The 21,994-nt window shown below is 68.6% G+C and carries 26 protein-coding genes; 14 read left to right on the top strand and 12 right to left on the bottom strand.

Annotated features, from left to right (window positions below; translation table 11 throughout):
* Positions 1–38: 38 nt before the first annotated feature.
* The 3 genes from panB (at position 39) to panD (ending at position 2,195) form a co-directional block, all read left to right on the top strand.
* Positions 39–848, top strand: coding sequence for a 3-methyl-2-oxobutanoate hydroxymethyltransferase (panB, locus tag AB7878_RS03490; protein ID WP_369493024.1), 810 nt, complete (start codon positions 39–41; stop codon positions 846–848).
* Positions 849–862: 14 nt separating this feature from the next.
* Positions 863–1,708, top strand: a complete 846-nt coding sequence (gene panC / locus AB7878_RS03485; RefSeq protein ID WP_369493023.1) for a pantoate--beta-alanine ligase — start codon at positions 863–865, stop codon at positions 1,706–1,708.
* A gap of 100 nt (positions 1,709–1,808) precedes the next feature.
* Positions 1,809–2,195 carry an aspartate 1-decarboxylase gene (gene panD, locus AB7878_RS03480; protein WP_077482550.1) on the top strand — a complete coding sequence of 129 codons (387 nt, stop codon included), beginning with the start codon at positions 1,809–1,811 and terminating at the stop codon, positions 2,193–2,195.
* A gap of 95 nt (positions 2,196–2,290) precedes the next feature.
* Here the strand turns inward: panD and AB7878_RS03475 are convergent, their stop codons facing one another.
* The 3 genes from AB7878_RS03475 to AB7878_RS03465 form a co-directional block, all read right to left on the bottom strand.
* Complete coding sequence (locus AB7878_RS03475; protein WP_439653762.1) at positions 2,291–3,079, bottom strand: MetQ/NlpA family ABC transporter substrate-binding protein; 789 nt, start codon at positions 3,077–3,079, stop codon at positions 2,291–2,293.
* 138 nt (positions 3,080–3,217) lie between these two features.
* Positions 3,218–3,895, bottom strand: a complete 678-nt coding sequence (locus AB7878_RS03470) for a methionine ABC transporter permease (protein WP_369493022.1) — start codon at positions 3,893–3,895, stop codon at positions 3,218–3,220.
* A complete protein-coding gene (locus AB7878_RS03465) occupies positions 3,892–4,896 on the bottom strand; it encodes a methionine ABC transporter ATP-binding protein (RefSeq protein WP_369493021.1) in 1,005 nt (334 codons plus the stop codon). Before AB7878_RS03465 ends, AB7878_RS03470 begins: the two co-directional genes overlap by 4 nt.
* A gap of 74 nt (positions 4,897–4,970) precedes the next feature.
* On the opposite strand from AB7878_RS03465, the gene AB7878_RS03460 reads away from it, so the two are divergent.
* Positions 4,971–5,456 carry a glutathione peroxidase gene (locus AB7878_RS03460; protein WP_369493020.1) on the top strand — a complete coding sequence of 162 codons (486 nt, stop codon included), beginning with the start codon at positions 4,971–4,973 and terminating at the stop codon, positions 5,454–5,456.
* 38 nt (positions 5,457–5,494) lie between these two features.
* Here AB7878_RS03460 and dacB read toward each other — a convergent pair whose 3' ends face one another.
* The gene (gene dacB / locus AB7878_RS03455) at positions 5,495–7,033 is read right to left on the bottom strand and encodes a D-alanyl-D-alanine carboxypeptidase/D-alanyl-D-alanine endopeptidase (RefSeq protein WP_369493019.1); all 1,539 of its coding nucleotides are present in this window, start codon (positions 7,031–7,033) and stop codon (positions 5,495–5,497) included.
* 115 nt (positions 7,034–7,148) lie between these two features.
* Between dacB and AB7878_RS03450 the strand changes: the two genes are divergently transcribed.
* On the top strand, positions 7,149–7,631 hold the full coding sequence (locus AB7878_RS03450; RefSeq protein ID WP_369493018.1) for an FKBP-type peptidyl-prolyl cis-trans isomerase: 483 nt from the start codon (positions 7,149–7,151) through the stop codon (positions 7,629–7,631).
* A 72-nt stretch (positions 7,632–7,703) separates the two neighbouring features.
* On the opposite strand, the gene AB7878_RS03445 is transcribed toward AB7878_RS03450, so the two are convergent.
* The 3 genes from AB7878_RS03445 to AB7878_RS03435 form a co-directional block, all read right to left on the bottom strand.
* On the bottom strand, positions 7,704–8,165 hold the full coding sequence (locus AB7878_RS03445) for a GNAT family N-acetyltransferase (protein ID WP_369493017.1): 462 nt from the start codon (positions 8,163–8,165) through the stop codon (positions 7,704–7,706).
* Between the two features lie 39 nt (positions 8,166–8,204).
* Entirely contained in the window at positions 8,205–9,287 is a 1,083-nt protein-coding gene (locus AB7878_RS03440; RefSeq protein ID WP_369493016.1) for a phospholipase A, read from the bottom strand.
* Positions 9,288–9,532: 245 nt separating this feature from the next.
* On the bottom strand, positions 9,533–9,892 hold the full coding sequence (locus tag AB7878_RS03435; protein WP_369493015.1) for a hypothetical protein: 360 nt from the start codon (positions 9,890–9,892) through the stop codon (positions 9,533–9,535).
* 154 nt (positions 9,893–10,046) lie between these two features.
* On the opposite strand from AB7878_RS03435, the gene AB7878_RS03430 reads away from it, so the two are divergent.
* Entirely contained in the window at positions 10,047–11,303 is a 1,257-nt protein-coding gene (locus AB7878_RS03430) for a winged helix-turn-helix domain-containing protein (RefSeq protein ID WP_369493014.1), read from the top strand.
* 1 nt (position 11,304) lies between these two features.
* Here the strand turns inward: AB7878_RS03430 and AB7878_RS03425 are convergent, their stop codons facing one another.
* A complete protein-coding gene (locus tag AB7878_RS03425) occupies positions 11,305–11,658 on the bottom strand; it encodes a hypothetical protein (protein WP_369493013.1) in 354 nt (117 codons plus the stop codon).
* 247 nt (positions 11,659–11,905) lie between these two features.
* Between AB7878_RS03425 and AB7878_RS03420 the strand changes: the two genes are divergently transcribed.
* The 6 genes from AB7878_RS03420 to AB7878_RS03395 all read left to right on the top strand — a co-directional run bounded on the left by AB7878_RS03420 (position 11,906) and on the right by AB7878_RS03395 (position 16,187).
* On the top strand, positions 11,906–12,115 hold the full coding sequence (locus tag AB7878_RS03420; RefSeq protein ID WP_077482568.1) for a cold-shock protein: 210 nt from the start codon (positions 11,906–11,908) through the stop codon (positions 12,113–12,115).
* A gap of 455 nt (positions 12,116–12,570) precedes the next feature.
* Positions 12,571–12,780, top strand: a complete 210-nt coding sequence (locus AB7878_RS03415) for a cold-shock protein (RefSeq protein WP_077482570.1) — start codon at positions 12,571–12,573, stop codon at positions 12,778–12,780.
* A 188-nt stretch (positions 12,781–12,968) separates the two neighbouring features.
* Complete coding sequence (locus AB7878_RS03410; protein ID WP_369493012.1) at positions 12,969–13,871, top strand: alpha/beta hydrolase family protein; 903 nt, start codon at positions 12,969–12,971, stop codon at positions 13,869–13,871.
* A gap of 55 nt (positions 13,872–13,926) precedes the next feature.
* Positions 13,927–14,985: an NADH:flavin oxidoreductase/NADH oxidase gene (locus AB7878_RS03405; RefSeq protein WP_369493011.1), complete on the top strand. Its 1,059-nt coding sequence runs from the start codon at positions 13,927–13,929 to the stop codon at positions 14,983–14,985.
* 13 nt (positions 14,986–14,998) lie between these two features.
* Positions 14,999–15,874, top strand: a complete 876-nt coding sequence (locus AB7878_RS03400; protein ID WP_369493010.1) for a pirin family protein — start codon at positions 14,999–15,001, stop codon at positions 15,872–15,874.
* Between the two features lie 10 nt (positions 15,875–15,884).
* On the top strand, positions 15,885–16,187 hold the full coding sequence (locus AB7878_RS03395; protein ID WP_369493009.1) for an Mpo1-like protein: 303 nt from the start codon (positions 15,885–15,887) through the stop codon (positions 16,185–16,187).
* An 83-nt stretch (positions 16,188–16,270) separates the two neighbouring features.
* Here the strand turns inward: AB7878_RS03395 and AB7878_RS03390 are convergent, their stop codons facing one another.
* Positions 16,271–16,660: a cytochrome c gene (locus tag AB7878_RS03390; protein WP_369493008.1), complete on the bottom strand. Its 390-nt coding sequence runs from the start codon at positions 16,658–16,660 to the stop codon at positions 16,271–16,273.
* A 112-nt stretch (positions 16,661–16,772) separates the two neighbouring features.
* On the opposite strand from AB7878_RS03390, the gene AB7878_RS03385 reads away from it, so the two are divergent.
* On the top strand, positions 16,773–17,564 hold the full coding sequence (locus AB7878_RS03385) for a tRNA threonylcarbamoyladenosine dehydratase (RefSeq protein WP_369493007.1): 792 nt from the start codon (positions 16,773–16,775) through the stop codon (positions 17,562–17,564).
* Positions 17,565–17,586: 22 nt separating this feature from the next.
* On the opposite strand, the gene AB7878_RS03380 is transcribed toward AB7878_RS03385, so the two are convergent.
* From AB7878_RS03380 to gluQRS, 3 genes are all read right to left on the bottom strand, one after another.
* Positions 17,587–18,936 (bottom strand): diguanylate cyclase domain-containing protein, encoded by a 1,350-nt coding sequence (locus AB7878_RS03380; protein WP_369493006.1) that lies wholly within the window; start codon positions 18,934–18,936, stop codon positions 17,587–17,589.
* A gap of 256 nt (positions 18,937–19,192) precedes the next feature.
* Entirely contained in the window at positions 19,193–19,933 is a 741-nt protein-coding gene (locus tag AB7878_RS03375) for a beta-ketoacyl-ACP reductase (protein ID WP_369493005.1), read from the bottom strand.
* Positions 19,934–20,016: 83 nt separating this feature from the next.
* The gene (gene gluQRS / locus AB7878_RS03370; RefSeq protein ID WP_369493004.1) at positions 20,017–20,883 is read right to left on the bottom strand and encodes a tRNA glutamyl-Q(34) synthetase GluQRS; all 867 of its coding nucleotides are present in this window, start codon (positions 20,881–20,883) and stop codon (positions 20,017–20,019) included.
* Between the two features lie 122 nt (positions 20,884–21,005).
* Between gluQRS and htpX the strand changes: the two genes are divergently transcribed.
* Positions 21,006–21,905 (top strand): protease HtpX, encoded by a 900-nt coding sequence (gene htpX / locus AB7878_RS03365; RefSeq protein WP_369493003.1) that lies wholly within the window; start codon positions 21,006–21,008, stop codon positions 21,903–21,905.
* The last annotated feature ends 89 nt before the right edge of the window (positions 21,906–21,994 follow it).

Here is a 21,994-nt window from a genome sequence, read left to right as displayed (position 1 = left end):
GCCTTCGAGACGACGCCGTGTACGTGGACCCCGCCAACATGCCCGCCCGCAAACCGGTCACCGTGCCCGGCCTGCACGCGATGAAGGCCGAAGGCCGCCGCATCGTGATGCTCACCGCCTACGACTACAGCCTCGCCGCGCAACTGGAACTGGCCGGCATCGACGTGGCCTTGGTCGGCGACTCGCTGGGCATGGTGGTGCAGGGCCACAAGAGCACTCTGCCGGTGACGCTGGACCACATGGTCTACCACACGCAGGCGGTGGCGCGCGGGCTGTCGGCCACGCTGCTGGTCGCCGACCTGCCGTTCATGGCCGACCGCGACCTGCCGCACGTGCTGGAGGCCGGCGCGCGGCTGGTGGGCGAGGCGGGCGCGGCGATGGTGAAGATCGAGGGCGCCGCGCCGCACATCCTCGACGCGATCGCCGCGCTGGTGGCGCGCGCGATCCCGGTCTGCGCCCACCTGGGCCTCACGCCGCAGTCGGTGCACAAGTTCGGCGGCTTCCGCATCCAGGGCCGCGAGCAGGAGACGGCCGACCGCATCCTGGCCGAGGCGCAGTCGGTGCAGGCCGCAGGCGCCGATCTGCTGGTGCTGGAAGGCGTGCCCAGCGCACTTGGCGAGCGGGTGACCAAGGCGCTGAAGATCCCGGTGATCGGCATCGGCGCGGGCCCGCACTGCGACGGCCAGGTGCTGGTGATCCACGACATGCTGGGCATCACGCCCGGCAAGCGGCCCAAGTTCAGCAAGGATTTCCTCGCCGGCCGCGATGCTGTGGCGGCGGCGATCGCGGCCTATGCGGCGGACGTGCGCAGCGGGGCGTTCCCCGCGCCCGAACACTGCTTCAACTAGACAACGGCGACCTTATGCAAACCGTGCAAGACCTTCCGGCCCTGCGCGCCGCGATCCGCAGCTGGCGGAGCCAGGGCCAGACCGTGGGGCTGGTGCCGACCATGGGCAACCTGCATGCGGGGCATTACTCGCTGCTGAAGTTGGCGCGCGCACGGGCCGATCGCGTGGTGGCCAGCGTGTTCGTGAACCCCACCCAGTTCGGCCCGAACGAGGATTTCGCGCGCTACCCGCGCACCCTGGCGCAGGACCAGGCCGGCCTGGCCGAGAACGAATGCGACCTGCTGTTCGCGCCCGAGGTGGCGACGATGTATCCGTTCGGCGCCGAGCAGGGCGCGAGCATCCACGTGCCGGGGATCACCGACACGCTGGAAGGTGCGCATCGCCCCGGTCATTTCGACGGCGTGGCCACCGTGGTGTGCAAGCTGTTCAACATGGTGCAGCCGGATCTGGCGGTGTTCGGCCAGAAGGATTTCCAGCAGCTCAAGGTGATCGAGCACATGGTTGGCGACCTGGCGCTGCCGGTGAAGGTGATCGGCGCGCCCACCCTGCGCGCCGACGACGGGCTGGCGCTCAGCTCGCGCAACCAGTACCTGTCGGCGGAAGAGCGCGCGCTGGCGCCGCAGATCCACGCCACGCTGGCGCAGATGCGCGAGCTGGTCGGCAAGGGCCATGCGCGGCGCATCGTGGAGGAGGCGGCGCAATCGAAGCTGGAGCGCGCGGGTTTCGCGCCCGACTACGTGGCGATCCGCCGTGCGGAGGACCTGTCCGAGCCGGCCGACGGCGAGGGCGAAGGACTGGTGGCGCTGATTGCCGCGCGATTGGGCACGACACGATTGATCGACAACTTGCAGTTCGACTGAAGCGCCCGCATTTCCACGCTGAACGGCCGATGTTGCGGTGCAATGTCGGCAGTTCGATAATGCGCAGCCACGCGGGCCGTTCCCGCAGGAACCCGAAGTCATGCAACTGAACATGTTCAAGGCGAAGATCCACCGCGCCACCGTCAGCCACGCCGAGCTGCATTACGAGGGCTCGATCGCGATCGACGGCAACCTGCTGGATGCCGCGGGCATCCGCGAGTACGAGCAGATCCATGCCTGGGACATCAACAACGGCGAGCGCTTCGTCACCTACGCGCTGCGTGCCGAGGAAGGCTCGGGCATCATCTCGGTGAATGGCAGCGCCGCGCGCAGCGTGGAAGTGGGCGACCTCATCATCATCGCCGCGTTCGCCCAGCTCGACGAGAAGGAGCTGGCGCAGTTCCAGCCCACCTGCGTCTACGTGGACGCGAACAATCGCATCACCCACACCAACCGCTCGATCCCGAAGCAGATGGCGGCCGCCTGAGCCTGCTGATGTAGGAGCGCATCCTGTGCGCGAATGCTCTTGGTTTCAATCAGGCGCCAGGGCATTCGCGCACAGGGTGCGCTCCTACAGGTGGATCAGAACGCCGGCAGCACCGCGCCCTTGTACTTCTGCTCGATGTAGGCTTTGATCGCGGGGCTGGTCAGCGCCTGCACCAGCTTCTGCACGCGCGGGTCATGCTCGTTGTCGGGGCGGCCCACCAGGTAGTTCACGTAGGGCGAGTCCTTGCTCTCGATCAGCAGCGCGTCCTTGACCGGATTCAGGCCGGCCGCCAGCGCGTAGTTGGTGTTGATAAGCGCCAGGTCCACCTCGTCCAGCGTGCGCGGCAGCATCGCCGCCTCCAGTTCCTTGAACTTCAGCTGCTTCGGGTTCGCCGTGATGTCCTTGGGCGTGGCCAGCGCGTTGGCGGGATCCTTCAGCGTGATCAAACCGTGCTTCGCGAGCAGCAGCAGGGCGCGGCCCTCGTTGCTGGGGTCGTTCGGCAGCGCCACGGTGGCGCCCACGGGCAGCTGGTCGATGTTCGTGTATTTGCGCGAGTAGGCGCCGAACGGCTCGATGTGCACGCCCGTGATCGGCACCAGGTGGGTGCCGTGCTCGCGGTTGAACGCATCGAGGTAGGGCCCGGTCTGGAAATAGTTCAGGTCGATGTGCTTCTCGACCACCTGCGTGTTCGGCTGCACGTAGTCGGCGAACACCTTGATCTCCAGCTTCACCCCTTCCTTGGCCAGGATGGGCTGCACCTGCTTGAGGATCTCCGCGTGCGGCACCGCGGTGGCGGCCACGGTGAGCGTGTTCGCGTCCTCCTTCGGCGCGGAGCAGCCGGCGAGCAGCACGGCAAAGGCCGCGGCGCCCAGCAGTCGCTTCACGAGGGCTTGCGGGCGATGCCGACGAGCAGCAGCAGGGCGAGGATGGCGGAGATCGCGGGGAGCAGCAGCATCGGTCATGACGGGTTCCAGGGGGAGTTCCAGACTAGACGTCCAAATCTTGGCGGGGAAATAACCGGATCAGTGGCGCTTATAACGCGCCACGATGCGGTCGCCGATCATCTGCAGCAACTGCACCAGCACCACCAGCAGCACCACGGTCACGACCATGTAGTCGGACTTGTAGCTGAGGTAGCCGTAGCGGTAGGCGAGGTCGCCGAGGCCGCCCGAGCCGATCGCGCCGCCCATCGCGGTATAGCCCACCAGGGCGATCGCGGTCACCGTGATGCCGGCGGCGATCCCGGCGCGGGCCTCGGGCAGCAGCACGTGGCGCACGATCTGCCAGGTGCTGGCGCCCATCGCCTGGGCCGCCTCGATCACGCCCTGTTGCACCTCGCGCAGCGCGGTTTCCACCAGCCGTGCGAAGAACGGCGCGGCGCCGATCACCAGCGGCGGGATCGCGCCGCGCACGCCGAGCTTGGTGCCCACCAGCACGTAGGTGACCGGCATCAGCACGATCATCAGGATGATGAACGGCACCGAGCGCAGCACGTTCACCACCAGCGAGGCGACACCGTACAACTTCGGCATCGCGCGCAGCTGGCCGCGGCCGGTGAGGTAGAGCAGCACGCCCAGCGGCAGGCCGATGGCCACGGTGAGCGCCAGCGCGCCGCCCAGCATCAACAGAGTGTCGACGCAGGCGCGGCCCAGTTCGCCCCAGTCGTCGATGTTCGGGAACAGGGAGTGCAACGGGTTCATCGGGACAGCTCCTCGATCTCGATACCGGCCTCGCGCAGCGCGGCCAGGGCGGCGTCGGTGTTTGCGCCTTCCAGCGTCAGGGTGAGCTGGCCGTAGGGCAGCTCCTTGATGCGGTCGATGCGGCCGGCGAGCAGGTTGAAATCCACGCCGCTCTCGCGCATCACCCGGCTCAGCACCGGACTCAGCGTGGTGGCGCCGCGGAAGGTGAGGCGCAGCACGCGGCCGGCCACGATCGGTGCCTGCGTGCTGGCGGCTTCCTCCGGCAGCGCCTCGTTGACGAAGCGCCGCGTGGTGGCGTGCCGCGGGTGCAGGAACACGTCGGCCACCGTGCCGTTTTCCACGATGCGGCCGGCATCGAGCACCGCCACGCGGTCGCAGATGCGGCGCACCACGTCCATCTCGTGGGTGATCAGCACGATGGTGAGCTTGAGTTCGCGATTGATCGCGGCGAGCAGATCGAGCACGGACGCCGTGGTCTGCGGGTCGAGCGCGCTGGTGGCCTCGTCGCACAGCAGGATCTCCGGGCGGTTCGCCAGCGCGCGGGCGATGCCCACGCGCTGCTTCTGGCCGCCGGAGAGCTGCGCGGGGTACTTGTTCGCGTGCTCGGTCAGGCCCACGCGCTCCAGCAGCTCGTCCACGCGGGCACGGATTTTCGCTGCGTCGCGCTCGCCGGCGAGGCGCAGCGGGAACGCGACATTGTCCGCCACCGTCTGCGAGGCGAGCAGGTTGAAGTGCTGGAAGATCATGCCGATGCGCCGCCGCTGCGCGCGCAGCGCCGGCTCGTCCAGCGCGGTCATCTCGGTGTCGCTGATCAGGATGCGCCCGCCGCTGGGGCGCTCCAGCAGGTTGATCAGCCGGATCAGGGTGGACTTGCCGGCGCCGGAATGGCCGATGATGCCGAACACCTCGCCATCCAGGATGTCGAGGCTGAACGGCTGCAGCGCGGGGATGTCCTTGCCGTCCACGCGGTAGGACTTGTGCACGTCGAGAAAGCGGATCACGGCGGTTCGAGCGGGGGCGGGCGAGTATTCTAGCGGTTCACGGACTTCCATACGGCCATACCGGAGTTTTCGCCATGAGCAGCGTCCACGACTTCAGCGCACGTGACATCGACGGCAACGAACGCTCGTTGTCGGAATGGCGAGGCAAGACCTTGCTGATCGTCAACGTGGCCTCGAAATGCGGCTTCACGCCGCAATACGCCGGCCTGGAAAAGCTGTGGCGGGACGACCGCGACCGTGGCCTGGTGGTGCTGGGTTTCCCCTGCGACCAGTTCGGCCACCAGGAGCCGGGCGACGAGACGGCGATCCGCGAGTTCTGCGACACCAGCTACGGCGTCACCTTCCCGCTGTTCGCGAAGATCGAGGTGAACGGCGAGCATGCGCACCCGCTGTACCAGTGGCTGAAGCACGAGGGCAAGGGCATCCTCGGCAGCGAGGCGATCAAGTGGAACTTCACCAAGTTCCTGGTCGACGGCCATGGACAGGTGGTGAAGCGCTACGCGCCCACCGACACCCCGGAGAAGATCGGCAGGGAGCTGGATCGCCTGCTGGCGGACTGAACGGCCTTGACCGCACGGGGTGCGCTCCCGCGGATGATTCATTCGCCGCCGTGATATCCGGCCAGCAGCTCGACGATGGCGTCGATGTCGCGGTTTGCGCGTGGATCGTCAGGGCCGCGCTGGTAGTTGTTGAGCAGGATCGCGAAGGCCAGTTGCCTGCCGCCCGCCGTGGTGACGTAGCCGGCGAGGTTGTGCACATGGGTCATGCTGCCGGTCTTGGCCTGCACCTTGTCGGTGGCCGGGCCGTCGCGCAGGCGCCATTCCAGAGTGCCGTCCACACCGGCCACCGGCAGCATGCGGCGCAGCGTCGCCGCGTATGGCTGTGCGGCGAGGTATTGCAGCAGCTGCACCATCGCCCCGGGCGTGGCCAGATTGCCGCGCGATAGCCCGCTGCCTTCCTCCAGCAGCACCGACGATGGTGGGATGCCGATGCGTTCCAGCAGCGCCTGCAGCGCGCGCAGTCCCCAGGCTTCGCTGCTGAGGAAGGCGGTGGGGGCGTCGGGCTGGCTCGCCGCCGCGGCCTGCGCGCTGACGCCGTCGATCTGCAACAGGTTCTGCAGGTACAGGTTCTGCGAGCGCTTGAGGCCCTGGGCAAGGATCTCGCTCACCGGCGGCGACAGCACTTCGGCCAGCACCTGCGCGTTCGCGCGCAGCGCATCGTCGCGTTCCGGCCAGTGCAGCACGTGCAGCGCGCCTTTCAGCCGCACGCCGTGGCGCGCCAGCGCCGCGCGCAACTCTTCGCTGGCTTGCCGCGCGGGGTCGGGAATCGCCAGCCGGTAGCTGCGTGGCGGTATGCCGGCGGCGACGCTGCCGAACGCATGCAGCAGCGGATCGCCCGGTGCGCGGTAGAGGTTGATGTCGTCCGGAGTGTGTGCAGGCGTGGTGGTCAGCGTGTTCGCCAGCGGTGGCGTTGCCACGTCGGGCGTGAAGCCCAGTTGCGGCGGCTGGCCGGTGACGGTGGCGGGTGTCAGCGTCAGTGCCACGGTGTTCTCGTGCACGCTCAGCGCGGAAGCGGGCGCGGCGAACCAGCCCAGCAGGTCGCTGGCCTCCCAGCCGTTGCCGAGCGGCGGGCCGGAAAAATACGTGGTGTCGGCAATCAGGTCGCCGCGTACCTCGCGGATGCCATGCGCGGCCAGTTGCGCGGCCAGATCATCCGCCCAATCGGGATTCGCGCCGGGCGTGCCTAGCGTGGGGTCGCCCATGCCATACAGCAGCAGCGGGCCATCCAGCCGACCGTGGCGGATCGGTGCGGCCGAGAGCAGGCGCGTGGGAATCCGGTAGTCGGGAGCCAGCGTGGCCAGGCTCAGCGCCGCGGTGAACAGCTTGGCGGTGGAGGCGGGCTGGAACAGCTTGCCGGCCTGGTGCGCATACAGCGTGCGGCCACTGTCCAGCGCCATCACGGCGATGCCCCAGTCGGCGGCGGCGTAGCGCGGCTGGCGGATGATCGCATCGATCTGCGCGGTCAGCGCAGTTCGATCAGGCGGTGCACCGGATATCGGTGCAGTGGCTGCCATCGACAGGTCGGCGACCAGCAGAAGGCACAGCAGCAGGACGATTCGGGTTGCGATCCGTTTCATCCGCCGAGTATCGCGCAGACGCGGGCCGCTTTCGGCGGCCAAGCCGGGTGATCTGTTAAACTTGCCTGTTCCTGCCGGTGCGATGCCGGTGCTCTTCCCGTTATCGGAACCCGTCATGCAGATTGCCGCCAACGCCGCCGTTGCCTTCCACTACACCCTCACCGACGACGACGGCCAGGTCGTCGACAGCTCCGCCGGTCGCGAGCCGCTGGCCTACCTGCACGGCCAAGGCCACATCGTGCCGGGTCTGGAGAAGCAGATGGAAGGCCGCAAGGCCGGCGACAAGTTCGACGCCCACGTGGCGGCGGAGGAAGGCTACGGCGTGCGTCACGAGGAACTGGTGCAGGAAGTGCCGCGCGAGGCGTTCCAGGGCGTGGCGGACATCCAGCCCGGCATGCAGTTCCAGGGCCACGGTCCGCAGGGCGTGATCAACGTCACCGTGACCAGGGTCGAGGACGACAAGGTCCACATCGACGGCAACCATCCGCTGGCCGGCAAGGCCCTGCACTTCGCCATCGAGGTGACCGAGGTGCGCGAAGCCACCGAGGAAGAGCTGGCGCACGGCCACGTGCATGGCGCGGGCGGCCACCACCACTGATTGCATGGCGGTGGCTCGCCGCCACCGCACGACACGACAAGGGCCCGGCAGTGCGCTGCCGGGCCCTTGTCGTCAGAACAGTTTGCGGTAAACCACGAAGCCCGACTTTTCGGCCACCTGGTCGTAGAGCCGCATCGCGGTGGCGTTGGTTTCATGGGTTTGCCAGTACACGCGGGGCACCTTGGCTGCCCGGGCGATTTCGTAGACGCGTTCGATCAGCGCACGACCCACGCCGTGGCCGCGTGCGGCTGGCGCGGTGAACAAGTCCTGCAGGTAGCAGCTGGGCTCGAGCTGGATCGTGCTGCGGTGAAACAGGTAGTGCGCCAGGCCCAGCAGCGAGCCGTCGCGTTCGGCGACCAGCGCATGCACCGGTTCGGCCGGATCGTGGAAGCGGGCCCACGTCGTGCGGGTGATTTCCTCCGGCAGGGCGGTGGGGCCGCTGCGGCCGTAGAACGCGTTGTAGCCGTCCCACAGCGGTTTCCAGGCGGCGTAGTCGGCGGTCGTCGCTGGCCGGATCAGGATCGTGTCGCTCACGGCGGTGCTCGCATGCATGGGTGAGGATGGTCGGCGCGCTCAATACCAGTCGAGCAGCGACACGCCCAGCCCCAGGTAGGTGGCGTTGTGGTTGTAGTCGATCAGGCTTTCGCCGTAGCCCTTGAACAGCTCCATGTAGCCGCGCAGGTTGCCGGCGATGGGGAAGCTCCAGGTGAAGCGCGCGGCGCCGTGGCTGCGGCTGCCGCCGCGTAGGGAGTGGCGCAGCATCATGCCGAACTCCTGGCCGCGCCATTCGTGCACGATCTGCATGTCGGCGCGGCCGATGTAGTCGCTGATGTCGGGATTGTCGTCGTCGCGACGCGCCTCGGGGATGCGCCACCACGGGCGGAACATCACGGTCCAGCCGTCGCGCTCGAAGCCGACGTCGGCGATCACCCGGTTCCAGCTGCGTGACAGCGGGTTGCCGCGGCCGTTGGACTGATGGTCGACGCCGATGCCGAACAGGCGGCCGTTCCATCCCAGCACGCGGTAATGCGTGTCGAACACCAGCAGCGCCTCGGGTTCGTAGTTCGTCTCGCGGAACGGGCGCGAGGCCTGCGCGTTGTAGACCTGCCAGCGCGAGCTCTGCGTGTAGCCCAGCCACAGGTCGCCGGCATCGCCGAACACGCCTTGCCAGATCTTCGTTTTCAGGCTGAGCTGGAACTTGCCCTCGACGTTCTGCAGCTGCTGCGGCGTTTTCACGGTGTTGTCGGGATTCGGGCTGTGCGGCTCGCGGTTCTGGTTGCTGGTGGCGAACAGCGGCATCGCGTACACCGGCCTGTAGCCGCGCAGGTTGAAGGTGCCGAGCTTGCTCTCCGGCGACAGCTCCCAGCGGCTGTCCAGCAGCGACAGCGGCGCGGCCACCTGCGGCTCGGCCGCGGCGACGACGCTGGTCTGGCGGTCGTGCGCGAACATGCCTTCGTTCGTCGTGGCGGGCTGCTCGTTGCGCTTCTGCGCGGCCGGCAGCTGGTCGCGTCCGGTGGCGCGGTCGTAGCAGGCCAGTCGTTGTGCGTCGCTCTCGATCGCGGTGCAGGCGCGGATGTCCATCGGGTCGGGATTCTGCGCATGGCAGACGCCGGCGACGAGACAGCCGGCCAGCAGCAGGATGCGGCGACAAGGCATGGGGACTCCGGCGCATGGGGGCGTGGAATGACCGGAGTCTAGTCGATCGAGCAGTTCGCCTTTCCGTCGATCGTCGCATCCGTTGAGAAGTGCGGCCATGGATGGCCGCTTCTGACGCCAAGGCAGAGCGATCGGCTCGTCTTTCCGTCGACCGTCGTATTGCCGCGATCATGGAAGACCGCATCGGTAAAGCCAAAAAAACGGCCACGTCGTCGACGTGGCCGTTTGCTTGCTTGCCTGGTGCTTTACTGGATCTGCTTCACCCACGCTTCGTACTGCGTCTTGCTGACGCGCTTGCCGTCGTGGCTGGCGTTGAGGAAGTCGTTCGCCAGCGGCGGATAGGCCGCTGCCTGCTCCTCGGTGATCCACTTGCTGTTGCCGGCGAGCTGGCTGAACGGCGGCGGCGTGGCGATCTGCGGCGCGGCAGGCGGCACGCTGCGCACGGTCACGTCGGGCGGTGGCGTCTGCGTGGGAGCCGGTGCCGACGGCATGGTGTTCTGCGGTGGTGGCGGCGCCTGGCCGGTGGTGTCCTGGGCGAAGGAGGCGCCAGCGAAGATCAGGGCGCCGGTGACGAGTGCGGGCAACAACACATTGCGTGCTTTCATGATGATTACTCCATGCCAGAATGTCTGAGGGAGTGCGAGCCTCGCGGGCGGTGAAGGGGATCCGCGTTCCGCGAGGCCTGTGATGGACGCTAGCAGAGGCTGCATAAATGTCGCCGCAACATTCTTGTCGAGCCGGTGTGAAAACGACGTGCCGTTGAACGCAGCTTCAGCGAACACTGCAGCATTGAGCCTGCCGCAGGCGCGCGCGCTGCAGCTGTATGCGCAAGGCCTGCTGCAGGCGCCACGACGCAAGCCGCGTCGCGCCGACGTGGTGGCGGCGATCGAGCGCATGCGCCTGTTGCAGATCGATTCCATCCACGTGGTCGCGCGCAGCCCCTACCTGGTGCTGCATGCGCGCCTCGGCGATTACCCGATGGCGTGGCTGGACGAGGCGCTGGCCGATGGCCGCATCGCCGAATGCTGGGCGCACGAGGCCTGTTTCGTCGCCGCGCGCGATCTGGCCACGCATCGCGCCTGGCGCGAGCGCGGCAGCCACTGGGCGCAGCGCCACGCCGAGCGCATGCATCGCGAGCACCGTCCCGCTATGGACGCGCTGCTCGCGCGCATTCGCGAGAGCGGCCCGGTGCTGGCGTCGGATTTCCCGCGCGAGGATCGCGGCGTCTCCGGCTGGTGGGAGTGGAAGCCGGAGAAGCGCTGGCTGGAAGCATGGTTCGCGCTGGGCGATCTGATGGTGCCGCGACGCGAGCGCTTCCAGCGCGTGTACGACCTGGCCGAGCGGGTACTGGCGCGGCTCGATCCGCCGTTCGCGCCCAGCCCGCTGGATTCGGCGCAGCTGCGCCGGCACTTCATCCTCGACGGCGTGTGCGCGCTGGGTATCGCGCAGGCGCGCTGGATCGCCGACTACTTCCGCCTGAAGCCGACGGTGACGGCGCGCGAGCTGGCACCGCTGCTGGCCGAAGGCGAGCTGCTGGAGGTGGCGGTGCGCGGCTGGGACGAGCCGGGCTACGTGCATCGCGTGCATGCCGCGGAACTGGAACGTGCGCGCGGCGGCCGCCTGCGCGCCACGCATACCACGCTGCTGTCGCCGTTCGATCCGCTGGTCTGGGATCGCGCCCGCGCACTGGCGATGTTCGATTTCGATTACCGCATCGAGTGCTACGTGCCGGCGCCGAAGCGACGCTACGGCTATTACGTGCTGCCGATCCTGCATCGCGGCGCGCTGGTCGGCCGGCTGGACGCGAAGGCGCACCGCGACGCGGGCGTGTTCGAGATCAAGGCGCTGTACCTGGAGGATGGCGTGGAGCCGGCGCCGCGGCTGGCGGGCGAGCTGGCTGCCGCGATCGCGCGCACCGCGCGTTGGCACGGCACGCCGCGGATCCGTCTCGCGCGCTGTCGGCCGGCGGCGCTGGCGCCAATGTTGCGGGCCGCGTGGAAGGCGGAGTCCGCCTGAATCAGTGCGTGCCGGGCACCGCAGCCGTCGCGCCGGGCGGACGCCCCGGCGGGCTCTGGCTCAGCTGGCTGGACAGCAGGCGGCAGCGGGCATCCAGATACGGGCGGGTCTGCGGATCGCTGGCGGCCTGCAGCAGGCTGTCGCGCATGGCTTGGTAATGCGCCTGCAACTGGTCGGCCGGGAAGACCGCCGCGGCGCGATGGCCGGCCAGATAACCGGCCAGATAGGCATCGCAGGAAGGCACGCCGGTGACCGTGGCCGGTGCGGGCGGCGCGGTCGGACGCGTCGGCCGGGTGGTGGCGCAGCCGGCCAGCAGCAGACCGGCGCACAGCGTAAGCAATAGACGGGTGCTCATGCGGGGAGTCCTCGGGAAGGGCGACACGACATGATATTCGTGCTCCTCGCATCCGGATATCCGCTGCGGTTATCATGTGCGGGCTGAGTTTGCCGGGGTCGCCAAGCACCGGTGACCCGATGCAGCCGATCCGCGATCTGCCTCATCTGTTCACCCCGGGGTTGTTTTCCTTTGCACACCAGTAAGCCGGCTGCCGCATTCGCGGCGGTCGAGTCTCCTTTCATGCAATACCCAGTGGAGTGATTCAATGTCTGATCGTCAGATCGGTACCGTCAAGTGGTTCAACGACGCCAAGGGCTTCGGCTTCATCGCCCGTGACAATGGTCCGGACGTGTTCGTGCATTTCCGCGCGATCTCCGGCAATGGCTTCAAGAGCCTGCAGGAAGGCCAGCAGGTCAGCTTCAAGGTGGTGCAGGGCCAGAAGGGCCTGCAGGCCGACGAAGTGATGCCGGCCTGAGCCAGCGCTCATGCGTCATCCGAAACCGGGCAGCGATGCCCGGTTTTTTGTTTTGAGAAGTGCGGCCATGGATGACCGCCCGTGTGATTCCCGCGATCAGGGATGATCGCAAGGATGTACACCATCCATGGCAGGCCCCCTGCGGGCCATTAGCCGTGCGATGCCATGTGGTTCCAGGCGATTTTGTGCCTTGCATCCACGCCGGATGCCCATTTGGGCCATTGCTCACGGCGATTTAGTGTCCGCGGACACTTTCCGGCGATGACGCTTGACATATCGCTTGCATTCGTGAAATTCCGTTATGCTTTGCCCACTGCGTCTGCTTGGCCACGTGCGTGCCCGGTATGGAACCCCTGTCGATTCCATGTCGCTACACCCGACCCCGGCATGCCCAGTAAGTCGTCGGCCCGCGGGGTCGGCTCGTCTCAAGCGTCTGGAATGGATCGGAGTGAGTCATGTCGGATCGTGAAACAGGTACCGTCAAGTGGTTCAACGACGCCAAGGGGTTCGGCTTCATCAGCCGCGAGAACGGCCCCGACGTGTTCGTGCATTTTCGTGCCATCACCGGCACGGGCTTCAAGAGCCTGCAGGAAGGCCAGAAGGTGACGTTCAAGGTGGTGCAGGGCCAGAAGGGCCTGCAGGCCGAAGAAGTCGCTCCGGCTTGATGGCGATGGCGCATGTGAAAAAGGCCGGCGCAAGCCGGCCTTTTTCTTTTGCCTTTGCGATCCCTTGGCTTTGCGATCATCCCTGATCGCGAATATCACACGGGCGGCCATCCATGGCTGGTCTTGCTTTTGCGATCGTCCCTGATCGCGAGGATCAAACGGGCAGCCATCCATGGCTGCACTTTTCGATGAGCACCATTACAACCACCTCGGAACCCACCGTGCTGCCGTTGGCGATGACCGACGGCGCGCGTGCGGAATTGCTGTGCGTGGCGCCGGACGGCGTGCCGCGCGCGGCGGTGTACTGGGTGCCGGCGATGGGCGTGCCGGCGAAGCATTACCTGCCGCTGGCCGCCGCACTGGCGGCGCGGGGCGTGGCGGTGGCGTTGCACGAGTGGCGTGGCATCGGTTCCAGCAGCCTGCGGGCCGGCCGTCGCAGTGACTGGGGCTACCGCGAGCTGCTGGAGATCGACCTGCCTGCTGGCTTGGCCGCGATGCGTGCGCGCTGGCCGCAGGCGCGTCCCTGGCTCGGGGGGCACAGCCTGGGCGGCCAACTGGCCTGCCTGTACGCCGCGCTGCATCCCGACGAGGTGACGGGTCTTGCCCTGGTGGCCAGCGGTGCGCCGTACTGGCGGCGCTTCCGCCGCGGCGCCGTGATCGGCCTGGCCTACGCGCTGGCGCCCGTGCTGGCGACGCTGCTGGGGCATTTGCCCGGTCGTCGTATCGGCTTCGGCGGCAACGAGGCGCGCGGTGTCGCGGCCGACTGGGCGCGCAGCGGCCGTACCGGCCGTTACGCCGCGGCGGGCATGGACACGGATTTCGAGCAGCACCTGGCCGCGCTGGAGCGACCGGTACTGGCCCTGCGCCTGCGCGACGACTGGCTGGGCCAGGCCGCCTCGCTGGACTGGCTGCTGGGGAAAATGCCGCACGCGCCGCGCCGCCATGAATTGGTGCTGCCGGACGAACTGGCCGGCCAGCCGGCCGACCACTTCGGCTGGATGAAGGCGCCGGCCGCGGTCGCCGCGCGCCTGGCCGACTGGATCGCGGCGCACGACGCGGCGCTCGTGGCGCCGGCTCGCCCCGCCCCTTGATGCGCGGGCGAGGCGCCTGCACTGTAGGTGTCTCCCTCTCCCGGCCGGACGACCGATGAAATTGTTCGAACCCCTCCCGCAGCGCAGCCTGACGCTGCGCAACCGCATCGTGGTGTCGCCGATGTGCCAGTACTCGGCGATCGACGGCATGCCCGACCACTGGCATCTGGTGCACCTGGGCAGCCGTGCGGTGGGCGGCGCGGCTGCGGTGATCGCCGAGGCTACCGCGGTGTCGGCGCAGGGGCGCATCTCGCCGGGCGACACCGGCATCTGGAACGACGTGCAGGCCGCGGCTTGGCGGCCGATCGCCGCCTTCATCGCGGCGCAGGGCGCGGTGCCCGGCGTGCAGCTGGCGCATGCCGGCCGCAAGGCCAGTGCGCACCGGCCCTGGGACGGCGGTGGCGCACTCACGCCGGCGCAGGGCGCGTGGACCACGGTGGCGCCGTCGGCGCTACCGTTCGACGCGGGCTGGCACACGCCGATGGCGCTGGATGCGGCTGGCATCCGCCAGTTGATCGCCGATTTTCGGGCGGCGGCGCAGCGTGCGCTGGCCGCCGGCTTCCAGTTGATCGAGTTGCACGCCGCGCACGGTTATCTGCTGCACCAGTTCCTGTCGCCGCTCAGCAACCGGCGCGACGACGACTACGGCGGCAGCTTCGAGAACCGCACGCGGCTGGCGCGCGAGGTGATCGCCGCAGTGCGCGAGGTATGGCCGGCGGAGTTGCCGCTGTGGCTGCGCATCTCGGCCATGGACTGGGCCGAGGGTGGCTGGGATGTCGAGCAGAGCGTGCGGCTGGCGCGCGAGGTGAAGTCGCTGGGCTTGGACCTGGTCGACATTTCCAGCGGCGGCCTGCTGCCACACGTGAAGGTGCCCGTGGCGCCGGGCTACCAGGTGCCGTTCGCCGCGCAGATCCGCCGTGAAGCGGGCATCGCTACCGGCGCGGTGGGCCTCATCACCGGATCGAAGCAAGCCGCCGACATCGTGGCAAACGACGAGGCCGACGTGGTGCTGATTGCCCGCGAGAGCCTGCGCGATCCGTATTTCCCGCGCCGCGCCGCGCAGGAGCTGGGTGCAGAGCTGCCCGCGCCGGCGCAATATCGACGAGCCTGGTGAGCGAGGAGTACCGATGGATGCGCAACCGATCCTGATCGATGGCCGCCTGCACGATCTCGGCGACGGCTTCACCGTGCGCCGCCTGCTGCCGGTGCTGCAGGCCCGCCACGTGGGCCCGTTCGTGTTCTACGACCACATGGGCCCCGTGGATTTCGCGCCGGGCCGCGGCATGGACGTGCGACCGCATCCGCACATCGGCCTGGCCACGGTGACCTGGCTGTTCGAGGGCACGGTCCGCCATCGCGACAGCCTGGGCAGCCTCGCCGACATCCAGCCCGGCGCGGTGAACTGGATGACTGCCGGCAGCGGCATCGTGCATTCCGAGCGCACGCCGCCGGAAGCACGCGCCGCGGGCCAGCGCGTGCACGGCATCCAGGTATGGGTGGCGCTGCCGCGCGACCACGCGGAGATGGCGCCGGAGTTCCATCATCACGAGGCCGAGGCCTTGCCGTGCATCCGCCAGCCCGGCGTCGAGCTGGTGCTGATCGTCGGCACCGGCTGGGGCGCGGCCTCGCCGGTGAAGGTCTATGCGCCGATGTTCTTCGCCGAAGCGCGGCTGGAAGCCGGCGCCGAGCTGGCCCTGCCGGCGGAACATGTCGAGCACGGCGTCCACGTGATCGAGGGCGAGCTGGCGTGGGGCGAGCTGTCCGTCGCGGCGGGCCGGATGGCGGTGCAGACGGGCGCAGCGGTGCCGTCGTTGCGAGCGAAAGTCGCCAGCCGCGTGATGCTGTTCGGCGGCGCGCCGCTGGATGGCGAACGCCACTTGTGGTGGAACTTCGTCGCCAGCAGCCGCGAGCGCATCGAGCAGGCCAAGGCCGACTGGCGCGAGGGCTGCTTCGGCAAGGTGGCCGGCGACGAACAGGAATTCATTCCGCTGCCGCCCGACTGACGGAGTGCCCATGAGCGAATTCGCCAGCTTCCGCGCGTTCTATCCCTACTACCTCGGCGAGCACAGCCAGCGCCTGTGCCGGCGCTGGCATTTCATCGGCAGTTCGCTGGTGCTCGTGATCCTGTTGTTGGCGATCGCCAGCCGCCGCTGGGACTGGCTGTGGCTGTTGCCGGTGGCCGGCTACGGCTGCGCGTGGATCGGCCACTTCGTCTACGAGAAGAACCGCCCGGCCACCTTCCGCCACCCGCTGTACAGCCTGCTGGGCGATTGGGTGATGTACGCGCAGATGCTGCGTGGGAAGGTGAGTTTCTAGCGGCGCTTTGGTCAATCCCGTTCGCGGCTGAAACCGCTCCTACGGTGCGGGGTGCAGGAGCGGCTTCAGCCGTGATAGGTGCCTCAGCGGTACTGCTGATGGCAGCTCTGGCAGGTCTCGCCCACCGGCTTCAGCGCCGCGGCCAGTGCCGCGCAGCTGGCCGGGGCGGACACGGTGGCCTGCTGCAGGCGCGTCTGCAGCTGGTTCGCGTCGTCGGTGAAGCCTTTGTCGGCAATGCCGAAGGTGGGCAGGATGTCGGTGGCGGTGGACTGCAGGCGCAACAGATGGTGCTGGATCGTCGCCGCGTCGCACTTCTGCGCCTTCATCGCCTGCTTCAGCTCGCCCATGTGGTAGCCCATGGTGTGCATCACCGCCTTGGGCATCGGGTTGCGCGCGGCGAGCGCATTCATCACCTGGGACGTACCGAGTACGCCGATGACCAGGCCGAGCAGGATCAGGAGGGCGGCACGCATCATGGATTCCTTGCGGGAGACGAGCCCGCGAGGATAACCCGGTTCCCGGGGGCGGGCGATAGAATGGCTGCTTTGCGCAGCGCGTGTCCCGCGCCACACCATCAGGTTTTCGATGAGCGAATCCGCCTACCCGCACGAACGTTTCGCCGGCGTCGAACGCCTGTACGGCGCCGGCAGCGTGGCGAAGCTGGCGCAGCGCCATGTCTGCGTGGTGGGCGTGGGTGGCGTGGGCTCGTGGGCGGCCGAGGCGCTGGTGCGCAGCGGGGTGGGGCGGCTCACCCTGATCGACGCGGACGAGGTCTGCGTGTCCAACACCAACCGCCAGCTGCACGCGCTGGACGGTGAATACGGCAAGCCCAAGGTGGGCGTGATGGCCGCGCGCCTGCACGCGATCAATCCTTCGCTGCGACTGGAGGCGATCGAGCGCTTCCTCACGACCGCCACGCTGGACGAGCTGCTGGATCGCGGCTACGACGCCGTGCTGGATGCCTGCGATGCGTTCCGCGTGAAGCTGGAGATGATCGCCTGGTGCCGCCGCCGCAAGCTGCCCATCGTCACCGTGGGTTCGGCCGGCGGTCGCACCGATCCGACGCAGATTCGCGTGCGCGACCTCTCGCGCACCGAGCACGACGCGATGTTCAGCCTGATCCGCAAGAAGCTCCGCGCGGATTTCAATTTTCCGCGCAGCCCGCAACGTTACTTCGGCGTGCCGGCGGTGTACTCGCTGCAGAACGTGCAGTACCCGCAGCCGGACGGCACGGTCTGCGGCACCCGTCCGCCCGGTGGCGACGCGCTGAACCTTGCCTGCGGCGGCGGTCTGGGCGCGGCCACGCATGTCACCGGGGCGTTCGCGTTTGCGGCGGTGGGGAAGGTGATGGAGCGATTGCTGCAGGCGGACGACTAGCTGCGCCGGTGCGCCGGGAGCGTCAGCTGCCGGGAACGTCCACGGCATCGACGCCGCCGGCGACCCGGGTCTGGTTGCCGCCCGCCTGCTTGGCACGGTACATGGCGCGATCGGCGGCACGGGCCAACTGCTCGCCGTCCTCGCCATCGGCGGGAAAGATGGCCACGCCGATGCTCGCTGACATGGGGATCGACTGTTCCGCGAGCTGGAAGACCGGGCCGAGCGCCGCGCGGATCCGCTCCGCGATGTCCACGCCGTGGCCGGGCGAGGCCAGCGCATCGAGCAGCACCACGAACTCGTCGCCGCCGATGCGCCCCGCGACGTCGCGCTCGCGCAGGCAGCCGCGGAGGCGGGTGGCGACTTCACACAGCAACAGGTCGCCGATGGGGTGGCCGTGGCGATCGTTGACCTGCTTGAAGCCGTCCAGGTCGATGTAGAGCAACGCCACGTGCGCCTTCCGGCTGGCGGCGCGCGCCAGCGTGGCGTCCAGCTGGCGACCGAACAGGTTGCGGTTGGGCAGGTCGGTCAGGGGGTCGTGCAGGGCGAGATGGTGCAGCCGCGCCTGCGCCTGCTTGCGCTCGATCGCGGTGCTCACCTGGGTGGCGACGAATTGCAGCAGTTCGCTGTCGGCGTCGCTGTAGCCGGCCTTGCCGCGATGCTCGATCACCAGTGCGCCGATCGCGCCGTCTTTCGATTGCAGCGGCACGCCGAGCCAGCGTGTGGCGCCATCCCCCGCCGCAGCGGCCAGTTGCACGGGCCGGCCGCTGCGGATCACCGCGGCGATGCGCGGGTCGGCGGCAAGCGCCTCCGGTTCGGGCACGGCCTCGTGCTCGCCGTACGCCACACAGGGAAAGCGCAGGCGATTCTCCGTGCGGTCGTGCAGGGCGACGAGGAAGTTCGTCGCGGGCAGGATGCCGCCGATGATCCGGTGCACCTGCTCGAACAGCATGGGCAGGTCCTGTGCGGCATGTGCCGCCTCGGCGACTGCGTGCAGCGCCAGCCGCATCGATTCGCCGCGCTTGAACGCGGTGATGTCGCGGGCGACGGCGATCCTCACCCGGTCGGCTTCGGACCAGCGTGCCGACCACATGATGTGCACCACCTCGCCGTCCTTGCGCACGTAGCGGTTCTGGAAATTCGATTCGGGCTTGCCGTCCATGATCGCCGCGGCGGTGCGCAGCGTCACTTCGCGGTCCTCCGGATGCACGAGCTCGATCATCCGCCGGCCGATCACCTCCTCCGGCGCGTAGCCGAAGATGCGCTCGAATGCGGCGCTGACGAACACATAGCGCCCCTCGGCGTCGACGACGCAGATGGCGTCCAGCAGGAGATCCAGGATCTTGCCCAGCGGGGTGATTGCAGTCGTTTCCATCGGGTCCGGACGAGTCGCGGCATTCGCGCCGAATCGGCATGCACGCCTTGTGCCATTGCGCGGCGGCGTTCTTGCGTCGCCGCCGGTTCGGCATCCATGCCCCACCGGGCCATCGCCGCGCGGGACGCGTTTCAACGCCTCTGCTTCGTTGCGGGGTATGGCAAGCAGGCGTCCCTGCGCCGCCGCCCGTTCGGCATCCATGCCTCACCTGGTGAAATGCGCTGAAGCTGCCACCGGCAGCTTCAAAGCGCGCATTTCACCAACCCATGTAATGCCCGCCGTTGATGGCGAGGTTCGCGCCGGTGATCCAGGCGGCTTCCTCGCCGGTGAGGAAGGCGACAGCGTGGGCGATTTCCTCCGGCTTGCCCAGTCGCCCGACCGGGATCTGCGCCACGATCTTGGCGCGCACGTCCTCGGGCACCGCCATCACCATGTCGGTGCCCACGTAGCCGGGCGAGACGGTGTTGACGGTGATGCCGAACTTCGCGTTCTCCTGCGCCAGCGAGATGGTGAAGCCGTGCATGCCGGCCTTGGCGGCGGCGTAGTTGGCCTGGCCGTACTGGCCCTTCTGGCCGTTGATCGAGCTGATCTGCACGATGCGGCCCCACTTGCGGTGGCGCATGCCGTCGATCACCGGGCGGGTGACGTTGAAGCAGGCGTTGAGGTTGGTGTTCACCACCTCGGTCCACTGCTCGTAGCTCATCTTGTGGAAGGTGGTGTCGCGGGTGATGCCGGCGTTGTTGACGAGGATTTCCACCGGACCGCACTTCGCTTCGATCGCCTGGATCATTGCCGCGCAGGAGGCGGGATCGGCGACGTCGCCGGTGACCATGCACACCTCGATGCCGTCGGCGGCCATGGACTTGCGCCAGGCCTCGGCCTTTTCCGCGTTGCGGTAGTTGGTGGCGACCCGGTGCCCCTGCCGGGCGAGGTAGCGCACGATCGCGCTGCCGATACCGCCCGTGCCACCCGTGACCAAAGCCGTGCGTTGCGTCATGTCCAGTCTCCTTGGGTTCGCTGCAGGGCGCGCGTCGCGACGGTCGGCGACCGGCGTTGGCCCATGGAGAGGTTTATAACTGCTCAGCCGGCAAAGCAACCACCGCGTTTTGGAACAAGCGCCGGATCGAAGCGCGACAACGCCGCGGCCAGCAGCGTGGGTGCGTCGGCGGCCTCCGCGGGCACCGGCTGGCCGAGGAAGGCCAAGGCGCGGCGCAGCGCGGGCAGCGGATCGGCCGGGTCGACCGGCCAGGCCTGCGCGGACTTGGAGAGCTTGTGCCCCGCGCCGTCCAGCGCCAGCGGCAGGTGCAGGTAGCGGGGCGTGGGCAGGTCCAGCAGTCGCTGCAGGTGGATCTGCCGCGGCGTGGAATCGAGCAGGTCGCAGCCGCGCACCACCTCGGTGATGCCCTGGTGGGCGTCGTCCACCACACAGGCCAGCTGATAGGAGTACAGGCCCTCGACGCGGCGTATCACGAAATCGCCCGCGCTCTCGCGCAGGTTCTGCCGCTGCGGACCCTGCACGATGTCGTCGAAGGCGATCTCGACGTCGGGCGCACGCAGCCGCCAGGCCGGCTCGCGCCGCGGGTCGGGTGGCGCCACGCAGCGGCCGTCGCGATGCAGTTCGCCCATCGCGGCCAGTTCGCTGCGGCTGCACCAGCAGGGGAACACCGCATCGATGGCGCGCAGCCGCGCGAACGCGGCGTCGTACGCGGCCTGGCGTTGCGACTGGTGCAGCACCGGCTCGTCCGCCGTGAAGCCGAACGCGGGCAGGGCGGCGAGGATGGCGGCGGCCGCGCCGGGCACTTCGCGCGGCGGGTCGATGTCCTCCATGCGCAGCAGCCAGCGGCCGCCGGCTTCGCGGGCGCGCAACCAGCTGCCGAGCGCGGCGACCAGCGAGCCGAAGTGCAGCAATCCGGTGGGCGAGGGGGCGAAGCGGCCGCGGTAGTCCATCCGCGGCAGTCTGCCTGCCCAAGGGGCGACTGGCGAGAGGGCCGGATGCTTGAAACGGGGCGCCGTCGGCCCCACCCAACATCGCATCCTCTTTCTTCAACGTGACGGCCAAAGAGACAGCCATGCGCCGCATCGCACTATTCCTCGGTACCAACATCGCCGTCCTGTTCCTGCTCAGCATCGTCTGCCACCTGCTTGGGGTGGACCAGATGGCTGCCGCCCAGGGTTTCGGCGGCAGCACCGGCCTGCTGATCTACGCCGCGGTGTTCGGCATGGGCGGTGCCTTCATCTCGCTGGCCATGTCCAAGTGGATGGCGAAGATGTCGACTGGCGCTCGGGTGATAGCGCAGCCCGCGAACGAGGCCGAGCGCTGGCTGCTGGATACCGTGCGCCGCCACGCGCAGAACGCCGGCATCGGCATGCCCGAGGTGGCGATCTACGACGCGCCGGAAATGAACGCGTTCGCCACCGGCATGACGAAGAACAGCGCGCTGGTGGCGGTGAGCAGCGGCCTGCTGCAGCAGATGGATCGCGAGCAGGTCGCGGCCGTGCTCGGCCACGAGATCGGCCATGTCGCGAACGGCGACATGGTGACGATGACCCTGATCCAGGGCGTGCTGAACACCCTGGTGATCCTGGCCGCGCGCATCGTGGGCCGGCTGGTGGACAGCTGGATGTCGGGCGGCCGCGACGACAACCGCGGCGGCAGCGGCATCGGCTACTTCGTCACCGTGATGGTGCTGCAGCTGGTGTTCGGCCTGTTCGCCTCGATGATCGTGATGGCGTTCTCGCGCTGGCGCGAGTTCCACGCCGATGCCGCGGGTGCGAAACTCGCCGGCCGCGGTGCGATGATCTCCGCGCTGCAGCGGCTGAAGGGCGACCACGGCGAGAACAGCTTGCCGAAGACGCTGGCAGCGTTCGGTATCTCCGGCCCGCTGGCCGAAGGCTTCCAGCGTCTGTTCATGAGCCACCCGCCGCTGGACGAGCGCATCGCGGCGCTGCAGAACTCGGCGCATGCTTGACGCTTGAGCCCCTCTCCCGCTTGCGGGAGAGGGGTTGGGGAGAGGGCTCGTTTCGCGGGGATTGCCACGCTCCGCCCGAACCCTCTCCC

Source organism: Rhodanobacter humi (assembly GCF_041107455.1).
Lineage (GTDB): Bacteria > Pseudomonadota > Gammaproteobacteria > Xanthomonadales > Rhodanobacteraceae > Rhodanobacter_A.
This window is presented reverse-complemented; position numbering and strand designations above follow the sequence as displayed.